At 71.3% G+C, this 24,826-nt stretch carries 20 protein-coding genes and 1 pseudogene; 9 read left to right on the plus strand and 12 right to left on the minus strand.

Going from position 1 to position 24,826, the window contains the following annotated elements:
* Positions 1 to 50: 50 nt before the first annotated feature.
* The 5 genes and pseudogenes from F9278_RS39365 to F9278_RS39385 all read left to right on the plus strand — a co-directional run bounded on the left by F9278_RS39365 (position 51) and on the right by F9278_RS39385 (position 5,271).
* Positions 51 to 905 (plus strand): annotated as a pseudogene (locus F9278_RS39365) (TatD family hydrolase).
* A gap of 13 nt (positions 906 to 918) precedes the next feature.
* Entirely contained in the window at positions 919 to 2,139 is a 1,221-nt protein-coding gene (gene eboE, locus F9278_RS39370; protein WP_152172558.1) for a metabolite traffic protein EboE, read from the plus strand.
* Positions 2,136 to 3,542, plus strand: coding sequence for an alkaline phosphatase family protein (locus tag F9278_RS39375; RefSeq protein ID WP_152172559.1), 1,407 nt, complete (start codon positions 2,136 to 2,138; stop codon positions 3,540 to 3,542). The genes eboE and F9278_RS39375 overlap by 4 nt, the downstream gene beginning before the upstream one ends.
* A gap of 100 nt (positions 3,543 to 3,642) precedes the next feature.
* Positions 3,643 to 4,152 (plus strand): O-acetyl-ADP-ribose deacetylase, encoded by a 510-nt coding sequence (locus F9278_RS39380; protein WP_152172560.1) that lies wholly within the window; start codon positions 3,643 to 3,645, stop codon positions 4,150 to 4,152.
* Positions 4,153 to 4,374: 222 nt separating this feature from the next.
* Complete coding sequence (locus F9278_RS39385) at positions 4,375 to 5,271, plus strand: hypothetical protein (protein ID WP_152172561.1); 897 nt, start codon at positions 4,375 to 4,377, stop codon at positions 5,269 to 5,271.
* A 101-nt stretch (positions 5,272 to 5,372) separates the two neighbouring features.
* On the opposite strand, the gene F9278_RS39390 is transcribed toward F9278_RS39385, so the two are convergent.
* Positions 5,373 to 5,753 (minus strand): ArsR/SmtB family transcription factor, encoded by a 381-nt coding sequence (locus F9278_RS39390; RefSeq protein ID WP_152172562.1) that lies wholly within the window; start codon positions 5,751 to 5,753, stop codon positions 5,373 to 5,375.
* Between the two features lie 31 nt (positions 5,754 to 5,784).
* On the opposite strand from F9278_RS39390, the gene F9278_RS39395 reads away from it, so the two are divergent.
* From F9278_RS39395 to F9278_RS39405, 3 genes are all read left to right on the plus strand, one after another.
* The gene (locus F9278_RS39395) at positions 5,785 to 7,752 is read left to right on the plus strand and encodes a heavy metal translocating P-type ATPase (protein ID WP_193241841.1); all 1,968 of its coding nucleotides are present in this window, start codon (positions 5,785 to 5,787) and stop codon (positions 7,750 to 7,752) included.
* A 164-nt stretch (positions 7,753 to 7,916) separates the two neighbouring features.
* Complete coding sequence (locus tag F9278_RS39400; protein WP_152172564.1) at positions 7,917 to 9,413, plus strand: AlkA N-terminal domain-containing protein; 1,497 nt, start codon at positions 7,917 to 7,919, stop codon at positions 9,411 to 9,413.
* A 22-nt stretch (positions 9,414 to 9,435) separates the two neighbouring features.
* A complete protein-coding gene (locus tag F9278_RS39405; RefSeq protein WP_152172565.1) occupies positions 9,436 to 9,936 on the plus strand; it encodes a methylated-DNA--[protein]-cysteine S-methyltransferase in 501 nt (166 codons plus the stop codon).
* Positions 9,937 to 9,973: 37 nt separating this feature from the next.
* On the opposite strand, the gene F9278_RS39410 is transcribed toward F9278_RS39405, so the two are convergent.
* The 4 genes from F9278_RS39410 to F9278_RS39425 form a co-directional block, all read right to left on the minus strand.
* Positions 9,974 to 10,711 (minus strand): SIR2 family NAD-dependent protein deacylase, encoded by a 738-nt coding sequence (locus F9278_RS39410; protein ID WP_152172566.1) that lies wholly within the window; start codon positions 10,709 to 10,711, stop codon positions 9,974 to 9,976.
* A gap of 68 nt (positions 10,712 to 10,779) precedes the next feature.
* Positions 10,780 to 13,251 carry a protein kinase domain-containing protein gene (locus F9278_RS39415; RefSeq protein ID WP_152172567.1) on the minus strand — a complete coding sequence of 824 codons (2,472 nt, stop codon included), beginning with the start codon at positions 13,249 to 13,251 and terminating at the stop codon, positions 10,780 to 10,782.
* A 391-nt stretch (positions 13,252 to 13,642) separates the two neighbouring features.
* On the minus strand, positions 13,643 to 14,134 hold the full coding sequence (locus F9278_RS39420) for an NUDIX domain-containing protein (protein WP_152172568.1): 492 nt from the start codon (positions 14,132 to 14,134) through the stop codon (positions 13,643 to 13,645).
* A 65-nt stretch (positions 14,135 to 14,199) separates the two neighbouring features.
* On the minus strand, positions 14,200 to 15,297 hold the full coding sequence (locus tag F9278_RS39425) for an ADP-ribosylglycohydrolase family protein (RefSeq protein WP_152172569.1): 1,098 nt from the start codon (positions 15,295 to 15,297) through the stop codon (positions 14,200 to 14,202).
* A 180-nt stretch (positions 15,298 to 15,477) separates the two neighbouring features.
* Here F9278_RS39425 and F9278_RS39430 point away from each other — a divergent pair, with 180 nt between their 5' ends.
* The gene (locus F9278_RS39430) at positions 15,478 to 16,656 is read left to right on the plus strand and encodes a glycerate kinase (RefSeq protein ID WP_152174402.1); all 1,179 of its coding nucleotides are present in this window, start codon (positions 15,478 to 15,480) and stop codon (positions 16,654 to 16,656) included.
* A 169-nt stretch (positions 16,657 to 16,825) separates the two neighbouring features.
* Here the strand turns inward: F9278_RS39430 and pssA are convergent, their stop codons facing one another.
* The 7 genes from pssA to ccrA all read right to left on the minus strand — a co-directional run bounded on the left by pssA (position 16,826) and on the right by ccrA (position 24,721).
* Positions 16,826 to 17,647 (minus strand): CDP-diacylglycerol--serine O-phosphatidyltransferase, encoded by an 822-nt coding sequence (pssA, locus tag F9278_RS39435; RefSeq protein ID WP_152174403.1) that lies wholly within the window; start codon positions 17,645 to 17,647, stop codon positions 16,826 to 16,828.
* Between the two features lie 40 nt (positions 17,648 to 17,687).
* Positions 17,688 to 18,344 carry a phosphatidylserine decarboxylase gene (locus F9278_RS39440; protein ID WP_152172570.1) on the minus strand — a complete coding sequence of 219 codons (657 nt, stop codon included), beginning with the start codon at positions 18,342 to 18,344 and terminating at the stop codon, positions 17,688 to 17,690.
* A gap of 191 nt (positions 18,345 to 18,535) precedes the next feature.
* Positions 18,536 to 19,777, minus strand: coding sequence for an acyl-CoA dehydrogenase family protein (locus tag F9278_RS39445; RefSeq protein ID WP_152172571.1), 1,242 nt, complete (start codon positions 19,775 to 19,777; stop codon positions 18,536 to 18,538).
* Positions 19,778 to 19,779: 2 nt separating this feature from the next.
* Positions 19,780 to 20,292 carry a MaoC family dehydratase gene (locus F9278_RS39450; protein WP_152172572.1) on the minus strand — a complete coding sequence of 171 codons (513 nt, stop codon included), beginning with the start codon at positions 20,290 to 20,292 and terminating at the stop codon, positions 19,780 to 19,782.
* A 14-nt stretch (positions 20,293 to 20,306) separates the two neighbouring features.
* Positions 20,307 to 21,320: an HpcH/HpaI aldolase/citrate lyase family protein gene (locus F9278_RS39455; RefSeq protein ID WP_226967139.1), complete on the minus strand. Its 1,014-nt coding sequence runs from the start codon at positions 21,318 to 21,320 to the stop codon at positions 20,307 to 20,309.
* Positions 21,317 to 23,374 carry a protein meaA gene (locus F9278_RS39460; RefSeq protein ID WP_152172573.1) on the minus strand — a complete coding sequence of 686 codons (2,058 nt, stop codon included), beginning with the start codon at positions 23,372 to 23,374 and terminating at the stop codon, positions 21,317 to 21,319. The genes F9278_RS39455 and F9278_RS39460 overlap by 4 nt, the downstream gene beginning before the upstream one ends.
* 9 nt (positions 23,375 to 23,383) lie before the next feature.
* The gene (ccrA, locus tag F9278_RS39465) at positions 23,384 to 24,721 is read right to left on the minus strand and encodes a crotonyl-CoA carboxylase/reductase (protein WP_152172574.1); all 1,338 of its coding nucleotides are present in this window, start codon (positions 24,719 to 24,721) and stop codon (positions 23,384 to 23,386) included.
* Between the last annotated feature and the right edge of the window lie 105 nt (positions 24,722 to 24,826).

Genomic DNA, 24,826 nt, shown 5'->3' on the forward strand with positions numbered 1-24,826 from the left:
CCTGCGGTCGGCGGCGTTCACCGGACCACCCGAGGAAAAAAGGCCCACTCGTGCGCATCTTCGATCCCCACATCCATATGACCTCCCGCACCACCGACGACTACGAGGCGATGCACGCGGCCGGGGTGCGCGCCGTCGTCGAGCCGGCGTTCTGGCTGGGCCAGCCCCGCTCCTCGCCCGAGAGCTTCTACGACTACTTCGACGCGCTGCTGGGCTGGGAGCCCTACCGGGCCGCCCAGTTCGGCATCCAGCACTTCTGCACGATCGCGCTCAACCCCAAGGAGGCCAACGACCCGCGCTGCCGGCCGGTGCTGGACGAGCTGCCGCGCTACCTCGCCAAGGACCGGGTGGTCGCCGTCGGCGAGATCGGCTACGACTCCATGACACCGGAGGAGGACGAGGCGCTCGCGCTCCAGCTCCAGTTGGCGATCGAGCACGAACTGCCCGCCCTGGTGCACACCCCGCACCGCGACAAGGCCACCGGCACCCGCCGCACCCTGGACGTCGTACGGGAGTCGGGCATCGCCCCCGAACTGGTCGTCCTCGACCACCTCAACGAACTGACCGTCGGCATGGTCCTCGACAGCGGCTGCTGGGCCGGGTTCTCCATCTACCCGAGGACCAAGATGAGCGAGGATCGCATGGTCACCATCCTCCGCTCGCACGGCACGGAACGCGTCCTCGTCAACTCGGCTGCCGACTGGGGCCGTTCGGACCCGCTCAAGACCCGGAGGACCGCCGACGCGATGCTCGCCGCCGGGTTCGACGACGACGCCGTGGACCGGGTGCTGTGGCGCAACCCCGTCGCCTTCTAAGGGCAGAGCGGACGGCTGGACCTCGACGAGCCCAAACCGGACGAGGAGTCGAGCTTCCAGGGCAACTCCATCCGGCGCGGCGGGGAATGAGGGAGGGCGGGCCATGCGCTTCCGGCACCCGGACGGCACCGCCGTCCACCTCGGCTACTGCAGCAACGTCCACCAGGCCGAGGACCTCGACGGCGTCCTCGCCCAACTCGCCACCCACGCCGAACCGGTCCGCGAGCGCCTAGGCGTCGACCGGCTGGGCATCGGCCTCTGGCTAGCCCGCGATGTCGTCCGTCAACTGGTGGCGGAACCGGGCGAGTTGCGGCGCCTGCGCGACGAACTCGCCGCGCGCGGCCTGGAGACCGTCACCCTCAACGCCTTCCCGTACGCCGGGTTCCACCGTGAGGTGGTCAAGAAGGACGTCTACCTCCCCGACTGGGCCGACGAGGCCCGGCTGAGCCACACCCTCGACTGCGCCCGGGTCCTCACCGCGCTCCTCCCGGACGACGCCGAACGCGGCAGCGTCTCCACCCTGCCGCTGGCCTGGCGCACCCCCTGGCCGGCGGACCGCGCCGACACCGCCCGCCGGGCCCTGGACCGGCTCACCGCCGGGCTCGCCGCGATCGAGTCGGAGACCGGCCGCCGTGTCCGGGTCGGCTTCGAACCGGAGCCGGGCTGTGTCGTGGAGACCACCGCCCAGGCCGTACGGGAGCTGCGCGGCCTTGACCCCGAGCGGCTCGGCGTCTGCCTCGACGCCTGCCATCTCGCCGTCCAGTTCGAGGAACCCGGCGCGGCCCTGCGCCGCCTCGCCGAGGCCGGGCTGCCGGTCGTCAAGCTCCAGGCGTCCTGCGCGATCGAGGCCACCGACCCGTCCGCCCCCGCCGCCCGCACCGCCCTGCGGCGCCTCGCGGAGCCACGGTTCCTGCATCAGACGCGTACGGCGGCGGTGCAAGAGGTGCAAGAGGCGCAGGAGGCGCAGGAGACACAAGCGGTGCAGGAGGTGTGGGAGGCGTCCGAGGTGCGGGGCGTCGATGATCTCCCGGACGCGCTGGACGGCGGGCTGCCCACCGACACCGGCCCCTGGCGCGTCCACTTCCACGCCCCGCTGCACGCCGACCCCGAACCGCCGCTGCGCACCACCGCCGACCAACTGAGCCGGGTGCTGGCAGGACTGCTCGGCGGGGCCTCGGCCGACTGCGACCACATCGAGGTCGAGACCTACACCTGGTCCGTCCTGCCCGAACCGCCCACCGACCTGCCCGGCGGCATCGCCGCCGAACTCGCCTGGGCCCGCGCCCGGTTGACCGGCCTCGGCCTCAAGGAGGAGCACCAATGAGCACCACCCCCGCGAACCGGCTCGTCGTCCTCGACATCGTCGGCCTCACCCCCAAACTGCTCCGCCACATGCCCGCCGTGGCCGCCCTCGGCGAACGCGGCTTCCGGGCCCGGCTCGACCCCGTGCTGCCCGCCGTCACCTGCACGGTCCAGTCCACGTTTCTCACCGGCGAACCGCCCGCCGGACACGGCGCGGTGGCCAACGGCTGGTACTTCCGGGACCTCGGCGAGGTGCTGCTGTGGCGCCAGCACAACGCGCTCGTCGGCGGCGAGAAGATCTGGGAGACCGCCCGCAGATCCGACCCCGGGTACAAGGTCGCCAACATCTGCTGGTGGTACGCCATGGGCGCGGACGTCGACCTCACCGTCACACCCCGCCCGGTCTACTACTCCGACGGCCGCAAGGAACCCGACTGCTACACCTGGCCACCGTCCCTGCACGACGAACTCACCGAGCGGCTGGGCCCGTTCCCCCTGTTCACCTACTGGGGCCCCAACGCCGGCATGCCCTCCACCCAGTGGATCCTCGGCGCCGCCCGCCAGGTCTTCGACGAGCACGACCCCGACCTCACCCTGGTCTACATCCCCCAACTCGACTACGAGCCCCAGCGATCCGGCCCCGACTCGCCCGCCACGACCCGGGCCGCCCGCCAACTCGACGACGCGCTGCGCCCGTTGATCGACCACTTCCTGGACGCGGGCGCCACGGTGGTCGCGCTCAGCGAGTACGGCATCACCCCCGTCTCCCGCCCCGTCGACATCAACCGGGCCCTGCGCCGCGCCGGACTGCTCGAAGTCCACACCCAGGACGGCATGGAGTACCTCGACCCCTGGACCTCCCGCGCCTTCGCCGTCGCCGACCACCAGATCGCCCACGTCTATGTACGGGACCCGGCCGACACGGCCGACGTCGCCAAGATCCTGGCCGAACTCGACGGCGTGGAACAGGTGTTGGACGCCGAAGGCAAGGCGGCCCAGGGCCTGGACCACGAACGCTCCGGCGAACTCGTCGCCGTCGCCGACCCCGACGCCTGGTTCACGTACTACTACTGGCTCGACGACGCGCACGCCCCCGACTTCGCCCGCCAGGTCGAGATCCACCGCAAGCCCGGCTACGACCCCGCCGAGCTGCTCTACGACGAGACCGTCCCCGCGGTGAAGCTCCGCGCGGTCGGCCAGGTCGCCCGCAAGAAACTGGGCCTCCGCTACCGCATCAGCACGGTCCCGCTGGACCCCGCAGGCGTCAGCGGCAGCCACGGCCGCCTCCCCGCCGACCCCGACGACGGACCCGTACTGCTCTGCTCCACCGGCGAGCCGCGCCGTGAGGCGTACGCCGCCACCGAGATCAAGTCGCTGCTGCTGCGCCTCGCGGGCCTGGGCGACGGCCCCGATCCACGGGGGTAGGGCCGCCGCCAGTGAGCTGACATGTGGGCGGGCCGGGCCGGTCCCATCGGCCGATATATGGGCGGGCCCACCGCCCCCGTCGGCTGATATAGAGGCGGGCATGACCACCATCACCCTCGTCCGGGGCGACATCACCCAGCAGTCCGTCGACGCCATCGTCAACGCCGCGAACTCCTCCCTCCTCGGCGGGGGAGGAGTGGACGGCGCGATCCACCGGCGCGGCGGCCCCGCCATCCTCGCCGACTGCCGCAAGCTCCGCGCCTCCCACTACGGCCGGGGCCTGCCGACCGGCCGGGCCGTCGCCACCACGGCGGGCGACCTGGACGCGCGCTGGGTCATCCACACGGTCGGACCCGTCTACAGCCAGAGCCTCGACCGCTCCGCCCTCCTCGTCTCCTGCTACCGCGAATCCCTGCGCGTCGCCGACGAGTTGGGCGCCCGCACGGTCGCCTTCCCGGCCGTCTCCGCCGGCGTCTACGGCTGGCCGATGAACGACGCCGCCCGTATCGCCGTGGAGACCGTGCGCACCACCGACACCTCGGTCGACGAGGTCAGATTCGTCCTCTTCGACGACGAGGCGTACGCGGCGTTCGCCGAACAGACCGGCTGACGTCGGCCGAGGTCCGGCGTGTCGGCCTCCCGCACTCTGACGGACGAACCGCCCGAGCGAGTCGAACGGAGTCGTCCGGCGCCGTCCGCCGGGAGAAACGCGCTGGTCAGAGTCGTGGGCGTCGTCGATGGGCGGGGCGGGGCCCGGGGCGGTGATCGGTTGCGGTGGGTCGTGGCGGGTTTCACGGTGAGCGCAAGGACTGCTGCTTCGAAAGGAACGTGCATGCGCGCCCTCGTCTCCCGTGCCCTTCTCCTGTCGCCCCTGGTCTGCGGGGCACTGGTCTTCGGTCCGGTCGGTAACGCCACCGCGGCCGTCGACGCGGGCCGCACCGCCTCGGACCGCGCCTCCCAGAGGACCGCCGCGGTCCCCGAACCCGATCTGGACGCCTTCTTCGACGCGTTGGACGTGGAGATCGACGCGCTCCTGGAGAAGGAGGAGGCCGAGGCGGACGCCATCGTCGACAAGGAGATCGCCGACGTGGAGGCGCTCCTCGCACAGATCGAACTCGACATGGACGAGCTGCTGGCGGACCTCGACGCCGAGACGGACGCGGCCACGGAAACGGCCACGGAAACGGTCACAGAGACGACCACGGAGACGGAGACGGTGACGGTGACGGAAGCCGTCGAGACCGACGCCGACCTGCTGCTCAACCAGCTGGACCTGCTCGACCGGATGGACGAGGACGACGTACTCGCCCCGCTGCTGGGCGAGTTGAGGGCCATCACCAAGCTGGACGCCGACAAGCTGGACACGGTCGAGGCGGCCCGGCACGTCGCCGCCCTGCGGACCGCCAACACCACCGTGCAGCAGCGGCTCCAGAAGCTGGAGGCGGCGGCCCCGGCCGGTACCGACCGCGCCGCCGCGGCGGCCGACCCGGTCGCGGATCTGCTGGCCGCGCTCCAGGCCGCGGTCGACGCGCTGCTCAAGGCGCTGACCTCGCTCGACCTGGGCGCCGTGCTGGGCGCGGTGACCGGTCTGCTCGCCCCGGTCCTCGGAGTCGTCACCGGCCTTCTGCAGCCGGTCCTCGGCCTGGTCACCGGCTTGGTCGGCGGTCTCCTCGGAGGCCTGCTGGGCGGCCTGCCGGCCGTGACGCTCCCCGCGCTTCCCGCGACGTGACCCCACCCCGGGCAGCCGCCTCGGTGCCTGCCCGGACGCCCGCCCGCGCACAGGCCCCGGCCCTCAGGCCGGGGCCTCGCCCGTTGCCCGGAAGCGGCACCTCACTCGACGTCCCCGTCCCCGTCCGGCGCGTCGCTGAGCCCCAGCCTCAAGTGCTCGACGTGGTAGACGGCCTGGTCCAGCAGTTCGGCGACATGGTGGTCGTGCAGCGCGTACACGACCGAACGGCCCCGCCGTTCGCCCACGACCAGGCCGAGGTTGCGCAGCAGGCGCAACTGGTGGGAGCAGGCGGACTGCTCCATCCCGACCTCGGCGGCCAACTCGGTCGCCGGGAGCGGGCCTTCGCGCAGCCGGGCCAGGATCAGCAGGCGGGACGGGGTGGAGAGGGCCTGGAGGGTGGTGGCCACCTTGGCGGCGTTGGCCGCGTCCAGACGCACCCGAGGGGTGGCGTCCCGCGCTGAGGTGACCGCTCCATGACCCATGGCGGGTATCCTACCTCTCACCCATGAAGGCATGAATGAGTCTTCATGTGTTCCAGTATTCCTGTACGGTGTGCCCGTGTCCGCCACCCTTGCCCCGTCACCGGCCCGTCGTCCGTCCGCGCCGACGGCCCCCCGCCGCCGCACCCGCGTCCTCGCCCTGCCTGAGGCCCGCTGGGCGCTGGTCTCGACCGTCGCGTTCCTGCTCGCCCTCCCGCTGGACCTGGCCGGAGCCTCCGCCTGGCTCCACGGCCCGCTCTACGCCGTCGCCTACGCGGCCGGCGGCTGGGAGCCCGCCCTCGAAGGGCTGCGGGCGCTGCGCGAGAAGAGCCTCGACGTCGATCTGCTGATGATCGTCGCGGCGCTGGGCGCGGCCTCGATCGGCCAGGTCCTCGACGGCGCCCTGCTCATCGTCATCTTCGCGACCTCCGGCGCCCTGGAGGCCCTGGCCACCGCCCGGACCGCGGACTCCGTACGGGGCCTCCTCGATCTGGCTCCCACCACGGCCACCCGGCTGCCGGCGGACGGCTCCGCCGAGGAGACCGTGCCGACCGGTGAACTCGCCGTCGGGGACGTGGTGCTGGTCCGCCCCGGCGAACGCATCGGCGCCGACGGCCGGGTCCTGGAGGGCGAGAGCGAGGCCGACCAGGCCACCATCACCGGCGAACCGCTGCCCGTCCCCAAGTCCCCCGGCGACGAGGTCTTCGCGGGCACCCTCAACGGCACCGGCGCGCTGCGTGTCCGCGTCGCCCGCGACCCCGCCGACTCCGTCATCGCCCGCATCGTGAGCCTCGTCGAGGAGGCCTCCCGCACCAAGGCGCCCACCCAGCTGTTCATCGAGAAGGTCGAACAGCGGTACGCCGTCGGTGTCGTCGTCGCCACCCTCGCCGTCTTCGGCGTCCCCCTGGCCTTCGGAGAGGACCTCACGGCCGCCCTCCTCCGCGCGATGACCTTCATGATCGTGGCCTCGCCCTGCGCGGTCGTCCTCGCCACCATGCCGCCGCTGCTCTCCGCCATCGCCAACGCCGGCCGCCATGGCGTCCTCGTGAAGTCCGCCGTCGCGATGGAGCGGCTGGGTGAGATCGACGTCGCCGCGCTCGACAAGACCGGCACGCTCACGGAGGGCATGCCCGAGGTCGTCGCCGTACGGCCGCCGCCGGGCTCCGGGCTGGACGAGGACGGCCTGCTGGCGCTGGCCGCGTCCGCCGAGCACCGAAGCGAACATCCGCTGGCCCGCGCGGTGGTGGCCGCCGCCGGGGCCCGGGGGCTGCGGGTCGCCGCCGCCGAGGCTTTCGTGGCCCTGCCCGGACGGGGGGTGCGGGCGACCGTCGAGGGGCGCGTGGTGACGGTGGGGCGGCCGGGGGAGCACGGGGAGAGTGCGAACGGCACGACCGTGCTCGTCGAGCGCGACGGGGCCGCCGTCGGGACGCTCACCCTGGCCGACCGGCTCCGCCACGACGCCCCCGCCGCCGTCTCCGCCCTCACCGCCGTGACCGGGGCGTCTCCGGTGCTGTTGACCGGGGACAACGCACGGGCCGCCGCCCAGGTGGCCTCGGACACCGGGATCGCCGACGTACGGGCCGGGCTGCTGCCGCAGGACAAGGTGGCGGCCGTACGGGAGCTTCAGGACGGGGGCGCGAAGGTGTTGTTCGTCGGGGACGGGGTCAATGACGCGCCCGCGCTCGCCGCCGCGCACTCCGGGGTGGCGATGGGGCGCGCCGGGTCCGATCTCGCGTTGGAGACGGCGGACGCGGTGGTGGTACGGGACGAGCTGGGGGCGATTCCGGCGGTGGTGCGGCTGTCGCGGGCGGCTCGGCGGCTGGTGGTGCAGAACCTGGTGATCGCGGGGGTGTGCATCGCCGTGCTGGTGGTGTGGGATCTGGTGGGGCATCTGCCGTTGCCCCTCGGGGTGGCCGGGCACGAGGGGTCGACCGTGGTGGTGGGGCTGAACGGGCTGCGGTTGTTGCGTGAGGGGGCGTGGCTTCGGGCCACGCGCGCGTGAGGGGGACGGGTTGTTCGTCGTAGGGCGGCCGCGGGTGTGTTGTGGCTGGTCGCGCAGTTCCCCGCGCCCCTGAAGAACGAGGGGCGGCCGGCGGTCGCAGGTCGCCCCACGCTGATGTCGGATTTCCGCCAGCCCCGTCCCTTCCCGTCCCCGATGCTTGAGACATGCGGAACGGGATGTACAGGGACACGGAGCGGTGTGTGCGGGCCGTGCGGTCGAAGGACGCGCGGTTCGACGGGTGGTTCTTCACAGCCGTGGTGACCACCCGGATCTACTGCCGGCCCAGTTGCCCGGTGGTGCCGCCGAAGGCGGAGAACATGACGTTCCACCCGAGCGCGGCGGCCTGTCAGCAGGCCGGGTTCCGGGCGTGCAAGCGGTGCCGGCCGGACACCAGCCCCGGGTCGCCCGAGTGGGACCAGCGGGCCGACCTCGTGGCGCGGGCGATGCGGCTCATGGGGGACGGCGTGGTGGACCGCGAGGGCGTGCCGGGTCTGGCGCGGCGGCTCGGCTACAGCACCCGGCAGATCGAACGGCAGCTGCTCGCCGAACTGGGCGCCGGACCGCTGGCCCTCGCCCGAGCCCAACGGGCGCAGACCGCACGGCTGTTGATCGAGACGACCGCGCTGCCGATGGCGGAGATCGCGTTCGCCGCCGGGTTCGCGTCGATCCGGACGTTCAACGACACCGTGCGGGAGGTCTTCGCACTGTCGCCCAGCGAACTGCGCGAGCGGGCCACACGATCCGCCCGGCAGCGCTCCGACTCCCCTGGCGCGTCAGGGGTGTTGAGCCTGCGGCTGCCGTTCCGGGCCCCGCTCAACCCCGACAACCTCTTCGGCCACCTCGCCGCGACGGCCGTACCCGGAGTGGAAGAGTGGCGCGACGGCGCGTACCGGCGCACGCTCCGGCTGCCGTACGGTCACGGCATCGTGGGCCTCACACCGGAGCCCGACCACATCGGCTGCCGGCTCACCCTCGGCGATCTGCGGGACCTGCCCGTCGCCATCAGCCGCTGCCGCCGCATGCTCGACCTGGACGCCGACCCGGTCGCCGTGGACGAGCAGCTGCGCACCGACCCCGTGCTGGCGCCGCTGGTGGACAGGGCGCCGGGGCGCCGGGTGCCGCGTACCGTCGACGAGGCCGAGTTCGCCGTACGGGCGGTGCTGGGCCAGCAGGTGTCCACGGCCGCCGCGCGGACGCACGCGGCCCGGCTGGTCCTCGCGCACGGCGAACCCGTCGACGACCCCGAGGGCGGCCTCACCCACCTCTTCCCCACCCCGGAGGCGCTGGCGGCCGTCGACCCCGAGACCCTGGCGATGCCCCGCACCCGCCGGACCACCTTCACCACACTCGTACGACAACTCGCCGCCGAGGAAATCCACTTGGGCGTCGACAGCGACTGGGCGGAGACTCGCGCCCGGCTTCTCGCCCTCCCCGGGTTCGGCCCCTGGACCGTGGACGTCATCGCCATGCGCGCCCTCGGCGACCCCGACGCCTTCCTCCCCACCGACCTCGGAATCCGGCGCACGGCACGGGAGTTGGGCCTGCCGTCCACCCCGGCCGCGCTCACGGCCCGCGCGGCGGCCTGGCGGCCGTGGCGGGCGTACGCCGTCCAGTATCTGTGGGCGACCGACAGCCACCCCATCAACTTCCTTCCCGTGTAAGCCCGTTCTCCGAGGAACCGCCATGAAGCAGCAGAAGCGGCACACCGTCGTCGACAGCCCCTACGGCCCCCTCACCCTCGTCGCCGACGACGGTGTCCTGTGCGGGCTCTACATGACCGAACAGCGCCACCGCCCACCGGAGGAGAGCTTCGGCCCACGCGACGACACGCTCTTCACCGAGACGGAGGAGCAGCTTGAGGCCTATTTCGCCGCCGAGTCGAAGGAGTTCACCGTCGAACTCCGGCTGCGTGGAACCCCGTTCCAGCGCTCGGTCTGGGAACAGCTGGTGCGCATCCCCTACGGCGAGACCCGTTCGTACGGTGACCTCGCGGACGCGCTCGGCAATCCCAAGGCGTCCCGCGCGGTCGGTCTGGCCAACGGCAAGAACCCCGTCGGCATCATCGTCCCCTGTCACCGCGTGGTCGGCTCCGACGGCAGCCTCACCGGCTACGGAGGCGGCACGGAACGCAAGCGGCGCCTGCTCGACTTCGAACGCGGCGCACAGGGGACGGCTCTCTTCTGAGCCACGCGCCCCCGGCCCGTCAGGCGCCCCCGGCCCGTCAGGCGTCCGCGGCGGCGGCGATCCCCCGCAGCATCTCCGGCAGCGCCGTCCCGATCGGCTCCCGTACGACCTCGTCCGCCCGGTCGTCGTAGGGGGTCGGCTCGGCGTTGACGATGATCAGCCGGGCGCCGTGGTCGGCGGCCACCCCGGCGAGCCCGGCGGCGGGCTGGACCTGGAGGCTGGAGCCGACGGCGATGAAGACCTGGCAGGCCTTGGTGATCGCGACGGCCTCGCCGAGGACCACCGGGTCGAGACGCTCGCCGAACATGACGGTGGCGGACTTCAGCACACCGCCGCACTTCAGACAGCGCGGGTCGTCCTCGCCGGCCTCGACCCGGGCGAGGGCGTCCTGCATCGGCCCCCGGGCACGGCACTTCACGCACACCACGGAGCGTGCGCTGCCGTGGAGTTCGAGGACCTTGCGGGCCGGCATCCCGGCGAGCTGGTGCAGCCCGTCCACGTTCTGCGTGATCACCCGCACCGGCACCCCGGACCGCTCCAGCTCGGCCACCGCGAGGTGCGCGACGTTCGGCTCCGCCTTCAGCGTCCGGTTCCGCCGCCGCATCTGCCACGAACGCCGGCGGATCTCCGGATCACCCATGTAGTACTCGTACGTCACCAGCTTCTCGGCCTCCGGATCCCGCCGCCACAACCCGTTCGGGCCTCGGTAGTCGGGGATGCCGGAGTCGGTGGAGATGCCCGCTCCGCTGAGGAGGGCGACCAGCGGCTTGTCCATGGGGTGAGGGTAGGTCGGCCGTCCGGCCGGGGCGAGTGGATATCGAGGGCCCCGGCCGCGCGGTGCGGTCAGGAGACCGGCAGGCCGTAGGTGCGGTCGTAGTGCTGGGCGACCAGGACGCCGCTGCGGTCGCAGGCGAGCTGCCAGTCGTTGACGCCGGTCTCCACGCCGTCGGTGAAGTTCCACAGGAGGGTGCCCTTGGCGGCGTCGATCGCGTAGATGCCGTTCTTGTTCTGGTAGGCGGGGACGTAGACGCCGTCGGGACCGGCGGTGACCGGCTGGTCGATGTTGAGGCGGGGGGTGGGACAGAACCAACGGCGGGCGCCGGTACCGGCGTTGAAGGCGTACACGCCGGCCGGGTCGGTGCCGGTGACGTAGAGCGTGTTGCCGTAGCCGCCGAGGGAGGCGAACATGCCGCGCTCGGGCTTCGCCCGCCAGCGGAGTCTGCCGGTGGTGAGGTTCAGGGCCTCCAGCTCCGGGCCGATCGAGTACACCGTGCGGTCGAGGACGATCAGGCCGGGCCGGAGGTCGTAGCCGACGGGATGCCGCCACAGGACGCCGGAGCTCTCGGTGCTCCGGGCGGTGATGTTGCGCAGGCCGTCGGCGTAGACGAAGAACCCGGGGAGGGTGACCGGTGTCAGACGGGCACCGACGTCCTCGGGGTCGATGGGGATGACCTGGGCGCGGCGGGCCACGAGGTCGACACTGAACACCGCGTCCGTGGACGTCGCCACGCCCTGTTTGCCGGACTCGCGCTGGAGCCGCACCCCGATGACGGAGATGACCCGGTCGGCGGTGGCGCCGAGCAGCGTGTCGAACCGGAAATTCGGCCCGAAGTCGATGGTGAAACGTTCCGTGCCGTCGGCCGGGTCGACCCCGATCACCGTCGAACCCTCGCCGAGCGCGATCGCGGCGTCGAAGGCCAGCACGGCGGGGGTGGGCGACTGGCTGATGCCCTGGTAGACCCACTTGGGCCGGGTGCCGTCCTTGAGGTCGAGGCAGAGCATGTCACCCGGGCGGGTCTTCAGCAGGGCCGTGCCCTCGTTGAAGACGGCGGGCACCTGGAGCAGCGGGGCGCCGCGGTAGGTCCACAGCGGTTCCGGGGGCGGCCCGGCGGGTTCCGTGGACCGGGCGGCCGGATCCTCGCGCCCGCCGAGCACCAGGGCGGCGCCGATGGCCGCCGTGGCGGTGCCGGCCACCGCCGTGAGGACCGTACGCCGTGACGGACCCGACCGCCGTGCGGCGCGGCGACGCCCGGCGGAGGCCGGTCCGGAGCGGTACGGCTTCGGCTCCTCGGGGGCGGAATAGGGCTCCGCAGGGGAATGCGCCCCGGATACCCGCGGCTCGCCGCCGACCGCGCCGACCGCGCCGACCGCGCCGACCGCGCCGACCGCGCCGACCGGTGGGACCTCGGCCTGACGTGCCCGGTACACCGGGTACCCCGAGCCGTCGTACGGGCGGTCCGGCACGCCCGCCGACGGGGTGGCCGCGACCCCGTATGCCCCGTCCCGCTGGAAGTCGTACGCGGCCCGGTCCTGGGGCTGGGCCGTCCGGTCCGTGTCGCGGTCCTGGGGGGACGGGCCCCGGCCGTACGGGTCCGGCGCGGGGCCGGGACCGGCGGAGGGGAACGCGACCTCGGTGTACGGCGTGGTGTCCAGGGTCTTCACCGCCGCCGCGCGCAGGGCGATCGAGGAGGTCACCGACGAGGGCAGCCAGCCTTCGGCCGTCATCTGCTCCACCCCGCCGGGCGCGCAGGCCGCTGCCAGCTTGTCCGGGGTGATCCGCAGCCGGGGGTCCTTGGTGAGACAGAGGCTGATGATCTTGTCGAGCGGCTCGGGCACCCCCGTCAGATCGGGAGCGTTGTGCACGACCTGGTAGAGGAGCGTGGCCGCCGCGGTGCCGCTGAACGGCGCGTGTCCGGCGGCGGCGAAGGTGAGCACCGAGCCCAGGGAGAAGACGTCCCCCTCGGGGCCCAGCGGCTCGCCCGTGGCCTGCTCGGGGCACATGTACTCGAAGGAGCCGAAGAGCGCGCCGGACCGGGTGAGGTCGTAGCCGTCGCTCGCCCGGACGATGCCGAAGTCGATGACGCGCGGCCCGTCGGCGGCGAGCAGCACGTTGGACGGCTTGAGGTCGCGGTGCACCAGACCGGCGGCCTGCACCGAGATCAGCGCCTCGGCGATGCCGGCGCCCAGCACGAGCACCGACTCCACCGGCAGCGGGCCGTGCGCGGCGACGGCCTCGGCCAGGGTGGGACCGGCGATGTAGTCCGTGGCCAGCCACGGAATGGGGCCATCGGGGTCGGCGTCCACCACGGGCGCGGTGTATCTGCCGCCGACCGCTCCGGCGGCCTCCACCTCCCGGCGGAAGCGGATACGGAAGTTCTTGTCCCCCATCAGCTCGGGACGGATGGCCTTGACCGCGACGGTCCGCCCCTCCGGGGAGCGCGCCAGATAGACCCGCCCCATCCCTCCTGCGCCGAGCCGTGCCACGAGACGGTAGGGACCTAGCTCCTCGGGATCGTCTGAGCCCAGTGGTTCCATGACCTCAGCTGCCTGTTCGGTGAGGACGGGCGAAAACGGCCCGCGGGTGGGGGGAGACCGACTGCTCCGGGCGACTCCCGGTGACCGCTCCCCCAGAGGCTCCGGATCTCCCGGAGCCACGGCCCGCGCACGGGCCGCCGGTCATGGGTGTCCCGAGTGCTGCCCCGGTCGCCGAGCGAGGCAACGGGGCGCGATCGCTCGGGCGGGGTTGGTGTCAGCCTAGATGCTGGGGTGACAAACGGGCAGCGTTTTCAGCCAGCGCTTTAAACTTCTATTAGGTGAAGGGTTCATCCTTCTCACGTTCTGTACAAGGGGAGTTGACGCGATGTCAGGTGACTCCTGTAAGCGGCGGGAGAGTCGAACGGCACCACCGTGGCTCATCTTCGACGGTTCAGCCCACCCGGACGCCGTTCTCCAGCTCGACCGTACCCGTGCCGTCCGCCAGGGCGTCGAGGGCGGCGAGCACCCGCAGGCCCAGCTCCCCCAACAGGTGGTCGGTGAGTTCGGCGCGCGGCACGAGCCGCCACGACAGCAGCTCCTCCTCCTGCAACCGGATCCGCCTCAGGTCCTCCTCGCCGAGCACTCCGCCGTCGTACACGTACGCCACCAGCGGCTGCCGTCCCGGCCACCGCACCCAGTCCACGGCGAGCAGCCGCCCGAGCACGACGTCCAGCCCGATCTCCTCCAGCGTCTCGCGGCGCGCGCCCTGTCTCGGGGTCTCCCCGTCGTCCGACTCGATCGTGCCGCCCGGGAGCGCCCATCCCTCGCGGTAGTTGGGCTCGACGAGCAGGACCCGCCCCTCGGCGTCCCGGAAGAGCGCGGCGGCGCCGGCGAGGACACGGGGCAGGCTCGCGAGGTACGCGGCGAAGTCCGAAGTGGTCATCCAGGAAGCGTAGACGGCTCTCGAAGGGCGTGAAATCGGCGCTCGGGGAGCGGACGGACCGGCGCTCAGTGGGCGGAGGTCTCCGCCAACCGCACCGTGCGCTCCGCGAGTTCGCTGACACGCACCCCGTCGAAACCGAACACGGCGCTGCGCACGGTGTCCTCCAACGGGTCCTTCCAGTGGGCCGGGATCACGGCCGCCCCGCACAGCACGCCCGCCACCGACCCGGCGGTGGCCCCGTTTGAATCGGTGTCCAGACCGCCGCGGACGGTCAGCGTGATCGTCTCGGTGAAGTCGCCCTCGCCGTACAGCAGCCCGGCGGTCAGCACCGCCGCGTTCGGCACGACATGGATCCAGCCCGCCCCGGCGGTCTCCTCGCCCACCGTGTCGAGCGTGTCCTCCCAGCCCAGCCCGGCGTCGTACAGCGCCACGACCCGCCGCACGGTCCGGGCGAGCCGGCTGCTCGCCGGGATCACCGCCAGCGCCTCCTCCACGGCCGCCCGCGCCCCCGGTGCCGTGAACGCCGCCGCGACCAGCGCCGCCGCCCACATCGCGCCGTACACCCCGTTGCCGGTGTGCGACAGCACCGCGTCGCGCCGGGCCAGCGACGCCGCGCGCACGGGCAGGCCGGGGGAGGTCCAGCCGAAGACATCGGCGCGGATCAGGGCGCCGATCCACTCCTGGTACGGGTTCTCGTAGGTGGCGGTCAGCGGTGGCTTCAGCCCCCGGGCGAGATTGCGATAGGCCGCCCGCTCCGCCGTGAACGTCTGCAGATACGGCAGCCGCAGCAGCCACAGGTCGCCGACCTGCTCGGTGCTGAAGCCGAAGCCGTGCGTCTCCAGGAGATGGAGGCCGAGGATCGCGTAGTCGATGTCGTCGTCACGGCAGCTGCCGTGGATCCGGCCGCGCACACAGCCGCGCCACTCCGGCCGCAGCGCGCGCCGGTCGCTCTCGGTGGCCGGTTCCGGGAGGTAGTCGGTGAGCGGCAGGGCCCCGGCCTGCCGCAGATACCGGTGGATGCGCTCCCGCGTCCACACCTCCCCCTGCTCGACGGGTTTCCCGAGCATGTTCCCCGCGATCCGGCCCAGCCAGCCCCCGAGGACACGGTCGGCGAGTACGGCGCCCACGGGGGGCGTGCGGGGCGCGGCGGTGGTGGGCGTCATGGTCGAGGTGTACCCGCTTCCGGGCCCGTCGCCCCGTACGACGCCGGTGCGCACGGTGTTCGGTGAGCGGGAGGGTGCATGACGTACCCGGGCCGGGGCGGCTAGGGTCGCAGCGGCGCGACTGCCTTGACGTGCGCAAGGCCCGATGAGCGAGGGGAACGCAAGGTGGCGAACGCCGCAGTGGACGGGACCGGCAAGTACATCGACACGGATACGGCCACGGACACGGCAATACCGCGGGTGCTGATCGCCGCGGACAAGTTCAAGGGCACGCTGACGGCCGTCCAGGTCGCCGAGCGGGTCACGGCCGGGCTGCGCCGGGTACTGCCCGACCTGGCGGTCGAGGCACTGCCGGTCGCCGACGGCGGCGACGGCACGGTGGCCGCGGCGGTCGCGGCCGGTTTCGAACGCCGCGAGGCACGCGTCGCCGGGCCGCTCGGTGAGCCCGTCACCGCCGCGTACGCGCTGCGCGGGGACACGGCCGTCGTCGAGATGGCCGAGGCCAGCGGATTGCAGCGGCTCCCCGAGGGGGTGCTCGCCCCGCTCACCGCCTCCACGTACGGCTCCGGGGAACTGCTGCGCGCCGCGCTCGACGCGGGCGCCCGCGTGATCGTGTTCGGGGTCGGCGGCAGCGCCACGACGGACGGCGGCGCGGGCATGCTCGTCGCGCTCGGGGCGCGCTTCCTGGACGCGGCGGGGGAGCCCGTCGGTCCCGGGGGCGGCGGCCTGCGCGCCCTGGCCACGGCGGACCTGTCCGGCCTCGACGAGAGGCTCGCGTCGATCGACCTCGTCCTCGCGAGCGACGTCGACAACCCGCTGACGGGGCCGAAGGGCGCGCCCGCCGTGTACGGGCCGCAGAAGGGCGCGAGCGGCGAGGACGTGGCCGTGCTGGACGCGGCGCTGGGGCACTTCGCGGCGGTCCTGGAGAAGACGCTCGGGGAGCGGGCGGCCGGGCACGCGCTCGCGCCGGGGGCGGGGGCGGCCGGTGGGATCGGGTACGGCGCGCTCGTCCTCGGTGCGCGGTTCCGGCCCGGGATCGAGGTCATGCTCGACGTCCTCGGGTTCGCGGGGGCGCTGGAGAAGGCGACGCTGGTGATCACGGGGGAGGGGTCGCTGGACGAGCAGACCCTTCACGGGAAGGCTCCCGCCGGGGTCGCCGCGGCGGCGCGGGCCGCGGGCAAGGAGGTCGTGGCGGTGTGCGGGCGGTTGGCGTTGGCGCCGGAGGCGTTGGGGCGGGCGGGGATTCGGCGGGCCTATCCACTGACCGATGTCGAGCCCGATGTCTCGCGGTGCGTCGCCGACCCCGGACCGATCCTCGAGGCGGTGGCGGAGCGGATCGGGCGCGACTTCCTGATCTAGATCCGTTGCCGGGCGCGGGCCCGCGCCCCTGCGGGCCGAAAAAAGCAGGGCGCAGCCCGCTTTTTTCAGGGGCGCGGGGAACTGCGCGACCAGCCCCCACGCACCCGCGGCCGAAACAGAAACACGAAGGGCCCCGAACCCATAGGTCCGGGGCCCTCCGAGCGGAGCGTTACGGCAGCTGCGCCGCGCGTGACTCGCGCCGGTTGTCGCGGAAGTTGTTCACCCGGCGGGCCGTGGCGAACAGGGGGATCACCGCGCCCATGACGAGCTGCAGGGCGCAGCCGGTCTGGAGGAGGAGCTGACCGCCGGGGGCGTCGAAGGCCCAGGCCATCAGCAGGCCCATCGACAGGACGATCCAGGAGAGCATCGCGCCCGCGAGCGGACCGCGCGGCTTCGGGTACTCGACCCGGCTCACCATCAGCCAGGCCGTGCCGATGATCGCCAGGAGCGTCGCCACGAAGGGCAGCTCCAGCAGGACGATCGAGACGACGGTCAGCGCGCCGAACGGCGACGGCATGCCCTGGAAGGTGCCGTCCTTCACCGTCACGCAGGAGAATCTGGCGAGCCTCAGCACCACGGCCAGCAGCACCACGATCGCGCCCACCGCCGCCACCCGCTGGTGCGCGTCGTCCGCGACCATGCCGTAGACGAGGACGAAGTACGCCGGCGCCAGGCCGAAGCTGATCAGGTCGGAGAGGTTGTCCAGCTCCGCGCCCATCGGCGAGGAGCGGAGCTTGCGCGCCACCAGCCCGTCGAACAGGTCGAAGATCGCCGCGCACAGCATCAGGATCACGGCCGTGGCCGCGCTGTGCCGGGCCATGCCCGACTCCTGGCTGCCGGTGAGGTGCGGGATCAGAATGCCCGTGGTGGTGAAGTACACGGCCATGAAGCCGCACGTGGCGTTGCCGAGGGTGAGGGTGTCCGCTATCGACAGCCGGAGCGACAGCGGCATCTCCTCCGCGTCGTCCTCCACCTCGTCGACTTCGGGCACCCAGCCCGTCGCGGCCGTCTGGCCGGGTTGGGTCTCCGGATCAATCACGGTCAATGCGAGTCACCCCAGCCACGGTCTTCTGACCCACCTCGACGTCGATCTCCACACCCTCGGGCAGGTAGATGTCGACGCGCGAGCCGAAGCGGATCAGCCCGATCCGGTCACCCTGCTCGACCTTGGTGCCCTCGGGGATGTACGGGACGATACGGCGAGCCACGGCGCCGGCGATCTGGATCATCTCGATGTCACCGAGTTCGGTGTCGAAGTGCCAGACGACGCGCTCGTTGTTCTCGCTCTCCTTGTTGAACGCCGGTACGAACCCACCCGGGATGTGCTCCACGGACGTCACCGTGCCGGAGAGCGGCGCGCGGTTGACGTGGACGTTGAGCGGGCTCATGAAGATCGCGACGCGGGTGCGGCCGTCCTTCCACGGCATGATGCTCTGCACCACTCCGTCGGCGGGCGAGATGACCCGGCCCTGGGCGATCTCACGCTCGGGGTCGCGGAAGAACCACAGCATGCCCGCCGCCAGCGCGGTGGCGGGTACGGCCACGGCGCGCGCGGCGCCGGAGCGGCGCGCGCGGGCGAGGCTGAGTGCTGCGGTGGCGACGGTCGGGAGAAGCCACGGCGATGCTCCGCGCGCGAGCCGTACGCCGGCCAGGCTGTCGCGTGGTGCAGAGGTTTGGCTGTGGGGCATGGATGACCTTCGTAGCGGATGATGCCGCGCGGTGACTGGGGACGGCGGCTTTCCGGGGATCGTACCGGTCGCGGACCGCAACTGGGCAAGCCAGGAAGCCGAGTCGACGGCCGAAGAGTGCTGACGGGGTGTGATCTTCTTCTCGAAGAAAACACCCCGAACCGGACAACCGGCCCTGGGCCGACCCTGTGCTAGCCCTGGAATCGATACTCTTCGAGCAGTCGACGACCGATGATCATTTTCTGGATTTCGGCGGTACCCTCACCGATGAGCAGCATCGGCGCCTCACGGTAGAGACGCTCGATCTCGTACTCCTTGGAGAAGCCGTAACCGCCGTGGATCCGGAAAGCGTCCTCGACGACTTCTTTGCAGTATTCGGAGGCGAGGTACTTCGCCATCCCCGCTTCGAGGTCGTTTCGTTGGCCCGAGTCCTTTTTGCGTGCCGCGTTCACCATCATCGCATGCGCGGCCTCGACCTTGGTAGCCATCTCGGCCAGCTTGAACTGGATCGCCTGGTGCTGGGCGATCTGCTTGCCGAAAGTGTGGCGCTGCTGGGCGTACCGGACACCGAGTTCGAAAGCACGCTGAGCGACTCCGCAGCCACGTGCGGCCACATTGACCCGGCCGACCTCGACGCCGTCCATCATTTGGTAAAACCCTCGGCCGGTGGTGCCGCCGAGTACGCGATTGGCCGGAATGCGCAGTCCGTCCATGATGAGCTCGGTGGTGTCGACACCCTTGTAGCCCATCTTGTCGATCTTCCCGGGAATGGTGAGGCCGGGGCGGACCTCTCCGAAACCGGGCTCCTTCTCGACCAGGAAGGTCGTCATCGACTTGTGGGGGGCGGTGCCCTCCGGGTGTCCTTCGTCACTTCGGACGAGTACGGCGACGAGTGTTGACGTTCCGCCGTTCGTCAGCCACATCTTCTGACCGTTCAGGACGTACTCCCCCCCACTCTCGGCTGCGCTCGAGCGGGAGGTGCCCCCATCGTCCTTGACCGCCTTCGATGTGATCGCCGACACATCGGAACCGAGCGCCGGCTCCGACATCGAGAAGGCGCCCCGGACCTCACCGAGCGCCATCCTCGGCAGGAAGTGGTCCTTCTGCTCCTGCGTGCCGTGCTGCTTGAGCATGTACGCCACGATGAAGTGCGTGTTGATGATCCCGGACACGGACATCCAGCCCCGGGCGATCTCCTCCACGCACAGCGCGTACGTGAGCAGGGACTCGCCCAGACCGCCGTACTCCTCGGGGATCATCAGCCCGAACAGGCCCAGTTCCTTGAGGCCGTCGACGATCTGCTGCGGGTACTCGTCCCGGTGCTCCAGTTCGGTCGCGACCGGGATGATCTCCTTGTCCACGAAGTCGCGGACGGTGGACAGGATCTCCTGCTGGATGTCCGTCAGACCGGCGGTCTGGGCGAGTCGTGCCATGGCTACTTCTCCTGCTGCTTCAGCTCGGGGCGGCCCGGCTGCTCGCCGCCGCGCTCCTTGATGTAGGTCTCGGTCGGCACCATGACCTTGCGGCGGAACACGCAGACCAGCGTGCCGTCCTGCTTGTAGCCCTTGGTCTCGACATGGACGATGCCGCGGTCGTTCTTCGACTTCGACGGCCACTTGTCGAGCACGGTCGTCTCGCCGTAGATCGTGTCGCCGTGGAAGGTCGGCGCCACATGCTTCAGCGACTCGATCTCCAGATTGGCGATCGCCTTGCCGGAGACGTCCGGCACGGACATGCCCAGCAGCAGCGAGTAGATGTAGTTCCCGACCACCACGTTCTTGCCGAAGTCGGTCGTCTTCTCGGCGTAGTTGCTGTCCATGTGCAGCGGGTGGTGGTTCATCGTGAGGAGACAGAAGAGGTGGTCGTCGTACTCGGTGACCGTCTTCCCGGGCCAGTGCTTGTACACCGCCCCGACCTCGAACTCCTCGTAGGTGCGTCCGAATTGCATCGCGCTCAGGCTCCTCAGTTCTCGGGGATCTCGAACTTGGACGTCCGGGTCATCCCCGCCGCCCGCCCCTTGCCCGAGATGACCAGGGCCATCTTGCGGCTGGCCTCGTCGATCATCTCGTCGCCGAGCATCGCCGAGCCCTTCTTGCCGCCGGCCTCGGACGTGTAGTAGTCGTACGCGTCCAGGATCAGTTCGGCGTGGTCGAAGTCCTCCTGCGAGGGCGAGAAGATCTCGTTGGACGCCTCGACCTGGCCCGGGTGCAGCACCCACTTGCCGTCGAAACCGAGCGCGGCGGCGCGGCCCGCGACCTCGCGGTAGCCCTCGACGTTGCGGATCTGGAGGTAGGGGCCGTCGATCGCCTGGAGGTCGTTGGCGCGGGCGGCCATCAGGATCTTCATCAGGATGTAGTGGTAGGCGTCCGCCGGGTAACCGGGCGGCTGCTCGCCCACGACCAGCGACTTCATGTTGATGGACGCCATGAAGTCGGCCGGGCCGAAGATGATCGTCTCGACGCGCTGGGAGGCCGTCGCGATCTCGTTGACGTTGTTCAGGCCCTGCGCGTTCTCGATCTGCGCCTCGATGCCGATCTTCCCGACCTCGAAGCCCATCGTCTTCTCGATCTGGGTGAGGAGAAGATCGAGGGCGACGATCTGCTGGGCGGTCTGCACCTTCGGCAGCATGATGCAGTCGAGGTTCTGGCCGGCCCCCTCGACGACGGTCACGACATCGCGGTACGTCCACTCCGTCGTCCAGTCGTTGACCCGCACGACCCGCGTCTTGCCGGTCCAGTCGCCCTCGTTGAGGAACTTGACGATGGTGTGCCGCGCCTCCGGCTTGGCCAGCGGGGCGCAGGCGTCCTCCAGGTCGAGAAAGACCTGGTCCGCCGGGAGGCCCTGCGCCTTCTCCAGGAAGCGGGGGTTGCTTCCGGGGACCGCGAGACACGAGCGGCGCGGACGCAGACGGTTGAAAGGGTGTGCGGCGGAGCCGCCCGTTGGAAGGGTGGTGGCGGGCGACGGGTGGGCGGTCATGCGGGGACCTCCAGGGGGTCGAGCTTGTTGGCCTTGCGGATCTCGTCGACGATACGGCCGATGATCCCGGTGATGTCGAAGTCCTTCGGGGTGAACACGGCGGCCACTCCGGCGGCCCTGAGCTGCGCGGCGTCCGCGTGCGGGATGATCCCCCCGGCGATCACCGGGATGTCGTGGGCGCCCGCCTCCCGCAGCCGGTCCAGCACGTCCGGGACCAGCTGGGCGTGCGAGCCGGAGAGGATGGACAGCCCGACCGCGTGCACGTCCTCGGCGAGGGCCGCGTCCACGATCTGCTCCGGGGTGAGCCGGATGCCCTGGTAGACCACCTCGAAGCCCGCGTCCCGGGCCCGCACGGCGATCTGCTCGGCGCCGTTGGAGTGCCCGTCGAGGCCCGGCTTGCCGACCAGGAAGCGGAGCTTGCCGACGTTCATGTCCTTCGCCGTCAGCTCCACCTTGCGGCGCACCTCCGACATGGCCGAGCCCTCCTCGGCGGAGACGGCGACCGGCGCCGACGAGACCCCGGTCGGCGCCCGGAACTCGCCGAACACCTCACGGAGGGCCCCGGCCCACTCGCCGGTCGTGACCCCGGCTCGCGCGCACTCCAGGGTGGCCTCCATGAGGTTGTCCGTGCCCTTCGCGGCCTCCTTCAGCCGCTCCAGCGCCTTGCACGGGCGCGGGTGGTTGAAGGGCGGCTGGTAGCGCGTGTCGCGCCAGTTCCGGAGGGCCTTGACCACCCGTGCCTCGACGGCCGGGTCGACCGTCTGGATGGCCGCGTCCAGGTCGGCGGTGAGCGGGTTCGGCTCGGTGGACTCGAAGACGTTGACGCCGACGATCTTCTCCTGGCCGGACTCGATCCGGGCCCGGCGCTCGGCGTGCGAGGAGACCAGCTGGGACTTGAGGTACCCGGACTCGACGGCGGCCATCGCGCCGCCCATCTCCTGGATCCGCTCGATCTCGGTGAAGGACTCCTCGACCAGTTGGGCCACCTTCGCCTCGATGACGTGCGAGCCCTCGAAGATGTCCTCGTACTCCAGCAGATCGCTCTCGTGCGCCAGCACCTGCTGGATCCGCAGCGACCACTGCTGGTCCCACGGCCGGGGCAGGCCCAGAGCCTCGTTCCAGGCCGGCAGCTGGACAGCACGCGCCCGCGCGTCCTTGGAGAGCGTCACGGCCAGCATCTCCAGCACGATCCGCTGGACGTTGTTCTCCGGCTGCGCCTCGGTCAGTCCGAGGGAGTTGACCTGGACGCCGTACCGGAACCGCCGCTGCTTGGCGTTCTCGATGCCGTACCGCTCGCGGGTGATCCGGTCCCAGATCCGTCCGAACGCCCGCATCTTGCACATCTCCTCGACGAAGCGGACGCCCGCGTTCACGAAGAAGGAGATACGGGCGACGACATCGCCGAACTTCTCGGCCGGGACCTGCCCCGAGTCCCGTACGGCGTCCAGCACCGCGATCGCCGTGGACATCGCGTACGCGATCTCCTGCACCGGCGTGGCGCCCGCCTCCTGCAGGTGGTAGCTGCAGATGTTGATCGGGTTCCACTTCGGCATGTGGGAGACCGTGTACGCGATCATGTCCGTCGTCAGCCGGAGCGAGGGTCCCGGCGGGAACACATGGGTGCCCCGCGACAGGTACTCCTTGACGATGTCGTTCTGCGTCGTCCCCTGGAGCCGCGTGATGGCCTCAGCATCGAGACCTTGCTCCTCTGCGACGACCTGGTAGAGCGCCAGCAGCCACATGGCGGTGGCGTTGATGGTCATCGAGGTGTTCATCTGCTCCAGGGGGATGTCCTGGAACAGCCTGCGCATGTCACCGAGATGGGCCACCGGGACGCCGACCCGGCCGACCTCGCCGCGGGCGAGGATGTGGTCGGAGTCGTAGCCGGTCTGGGTCGGCAGGTCGAAGGCGACCGACAGACCCGTCTGCCCCTTGGCGAGGTTGCGCCGGTACAGCTCGTTGGACGCCTCGGCCGTGGAATGACCGGCGTACGTCCGCATGAGCCACGGCCGGTCCTTCGCTTGCCTGCCTTCGGCGGGCTGACGCTCACTCATGTGTGGACCTCAGATGTTCCGGAAGCGGTTGATGGCGTCGATGTGCTGGGCGCGCTTGGCGTGGTCGCGCACGCCGAGGCCCTCCTCGGGGGCCAGCGCGAGGACGCCGACCTTGCCCTGGTGGAGGTTGCGGTGCACGTCGTACGCGGCCTGCCCGGTCTCCTCCAGGGAGTAGACCTTCGACAGCGTCGGGTGGATCCTGCCCTTGGCGATCAGGCGGTTGGCCTCCCAGGCCTCGCGGTAGTTCGCGAAGTGGGAGCCGATGATCCGCTTCAGCGACATCCACAGGTAGCGGTTGTCGTACTCGTGCATATAGCCCGAGGTGGAGGCGCAGGTGGTGATGGTGCCGCCCTTGCGGGTGACGAAGACGCTCGCGCCGAAGGTCTCGCGGCCCGGGTGCTCGAAGACGATGTCGATGTCCTCGCCGCCGGTCAGCTCGCGGATGCGCTTGCCGAAGCGCTTCCACTCCTTGGGGTCCTGGGTCTGCTCGTCCTTCCAGAACCGGTAGCCCTCGGCGCTGCGGTCGATGATCGCCTCGGCGCCCATCGAGCGGCAGATGTCGGCCTTCTGGTCGCTGGAGACGACGCAGATCGGGTTGGCGCCGCCGGCCAGGGCGAACTGCGTGGCGTAGGAGCCCAGTCCGCCGCTGGCGCCCCAGATGAGGACGTTGTCGCCCTGCTTCATGGCGGCGCCGTTGCGGGAGACCAGCTGCCGGTACGCGGTGGAGTTCACCAGGCCCGGGGCGGCGGCCTCCTCCCAGCTGAGGTGGTCGGGCTTCGGCATCAGCTGGTTGGACTTGACGAGCGCGATCTCGGCGAGGCCGCCGAAGTTGGTCTCGAAGCCCCAGATCCGCTGCTCGGGGTCGAGCATGGTGTCGTTGTGGCCGTCGGACGACTCCAGCTCCACGCTCAGGCAGTGCGCGACGACCTCGTCACCGGGCCGCCAGGCGTTGACGCCGGGGCCGGTGCGCAGCACGACGCCCGCGAGGTCGGAGCCGATGATGTGGTACGGCAGGTCGTGGCGCTTGGCCAGGTCGTTGGTGCGGCCGTAGCGCTCCAGGAACCCGAAGGTGGACAGCGGCTCGAAGATCGAGGTCCACACGGAGTTGTAGTTGACCGAGGACGCCATGACGGCCACCAGGGCCTCACCCGGGCCGAGTTCCGGGACCGGGACGTCGTCGAGGTGGATCGACTTGCGGGGGTCCTTCTCGCGGGTCTGCATGCCCGCGAACATCTCCGTCTCGTCCTTGTGCACGGTGATCGCGCGGTACGACTCGGGGAGCGGCAGTGCGGCGAAGTCGGCGGACACGGAGTCCGGCGACTGGATCGCGTCCAGGATGTCCTTCACGGTGGTGCCTCCGGCGACGAGCGTCCTGAGGGAAGACGCTGTTGAGGGTTACGTCGGTGCTGAGCTGGGTGCTGATGCCGTCGGTTCGGCGGAGGTGGTGCTTCG

Source organism: Streptomyces phaeolivaceus (assembly GCF_009184865.1).
GTDB lineage: Bacteria > Actinomycetota > Actinomycetes > Streptomycetales > Streptomycetaceae > Streptomyces > Streptomyces phaeolivaceus.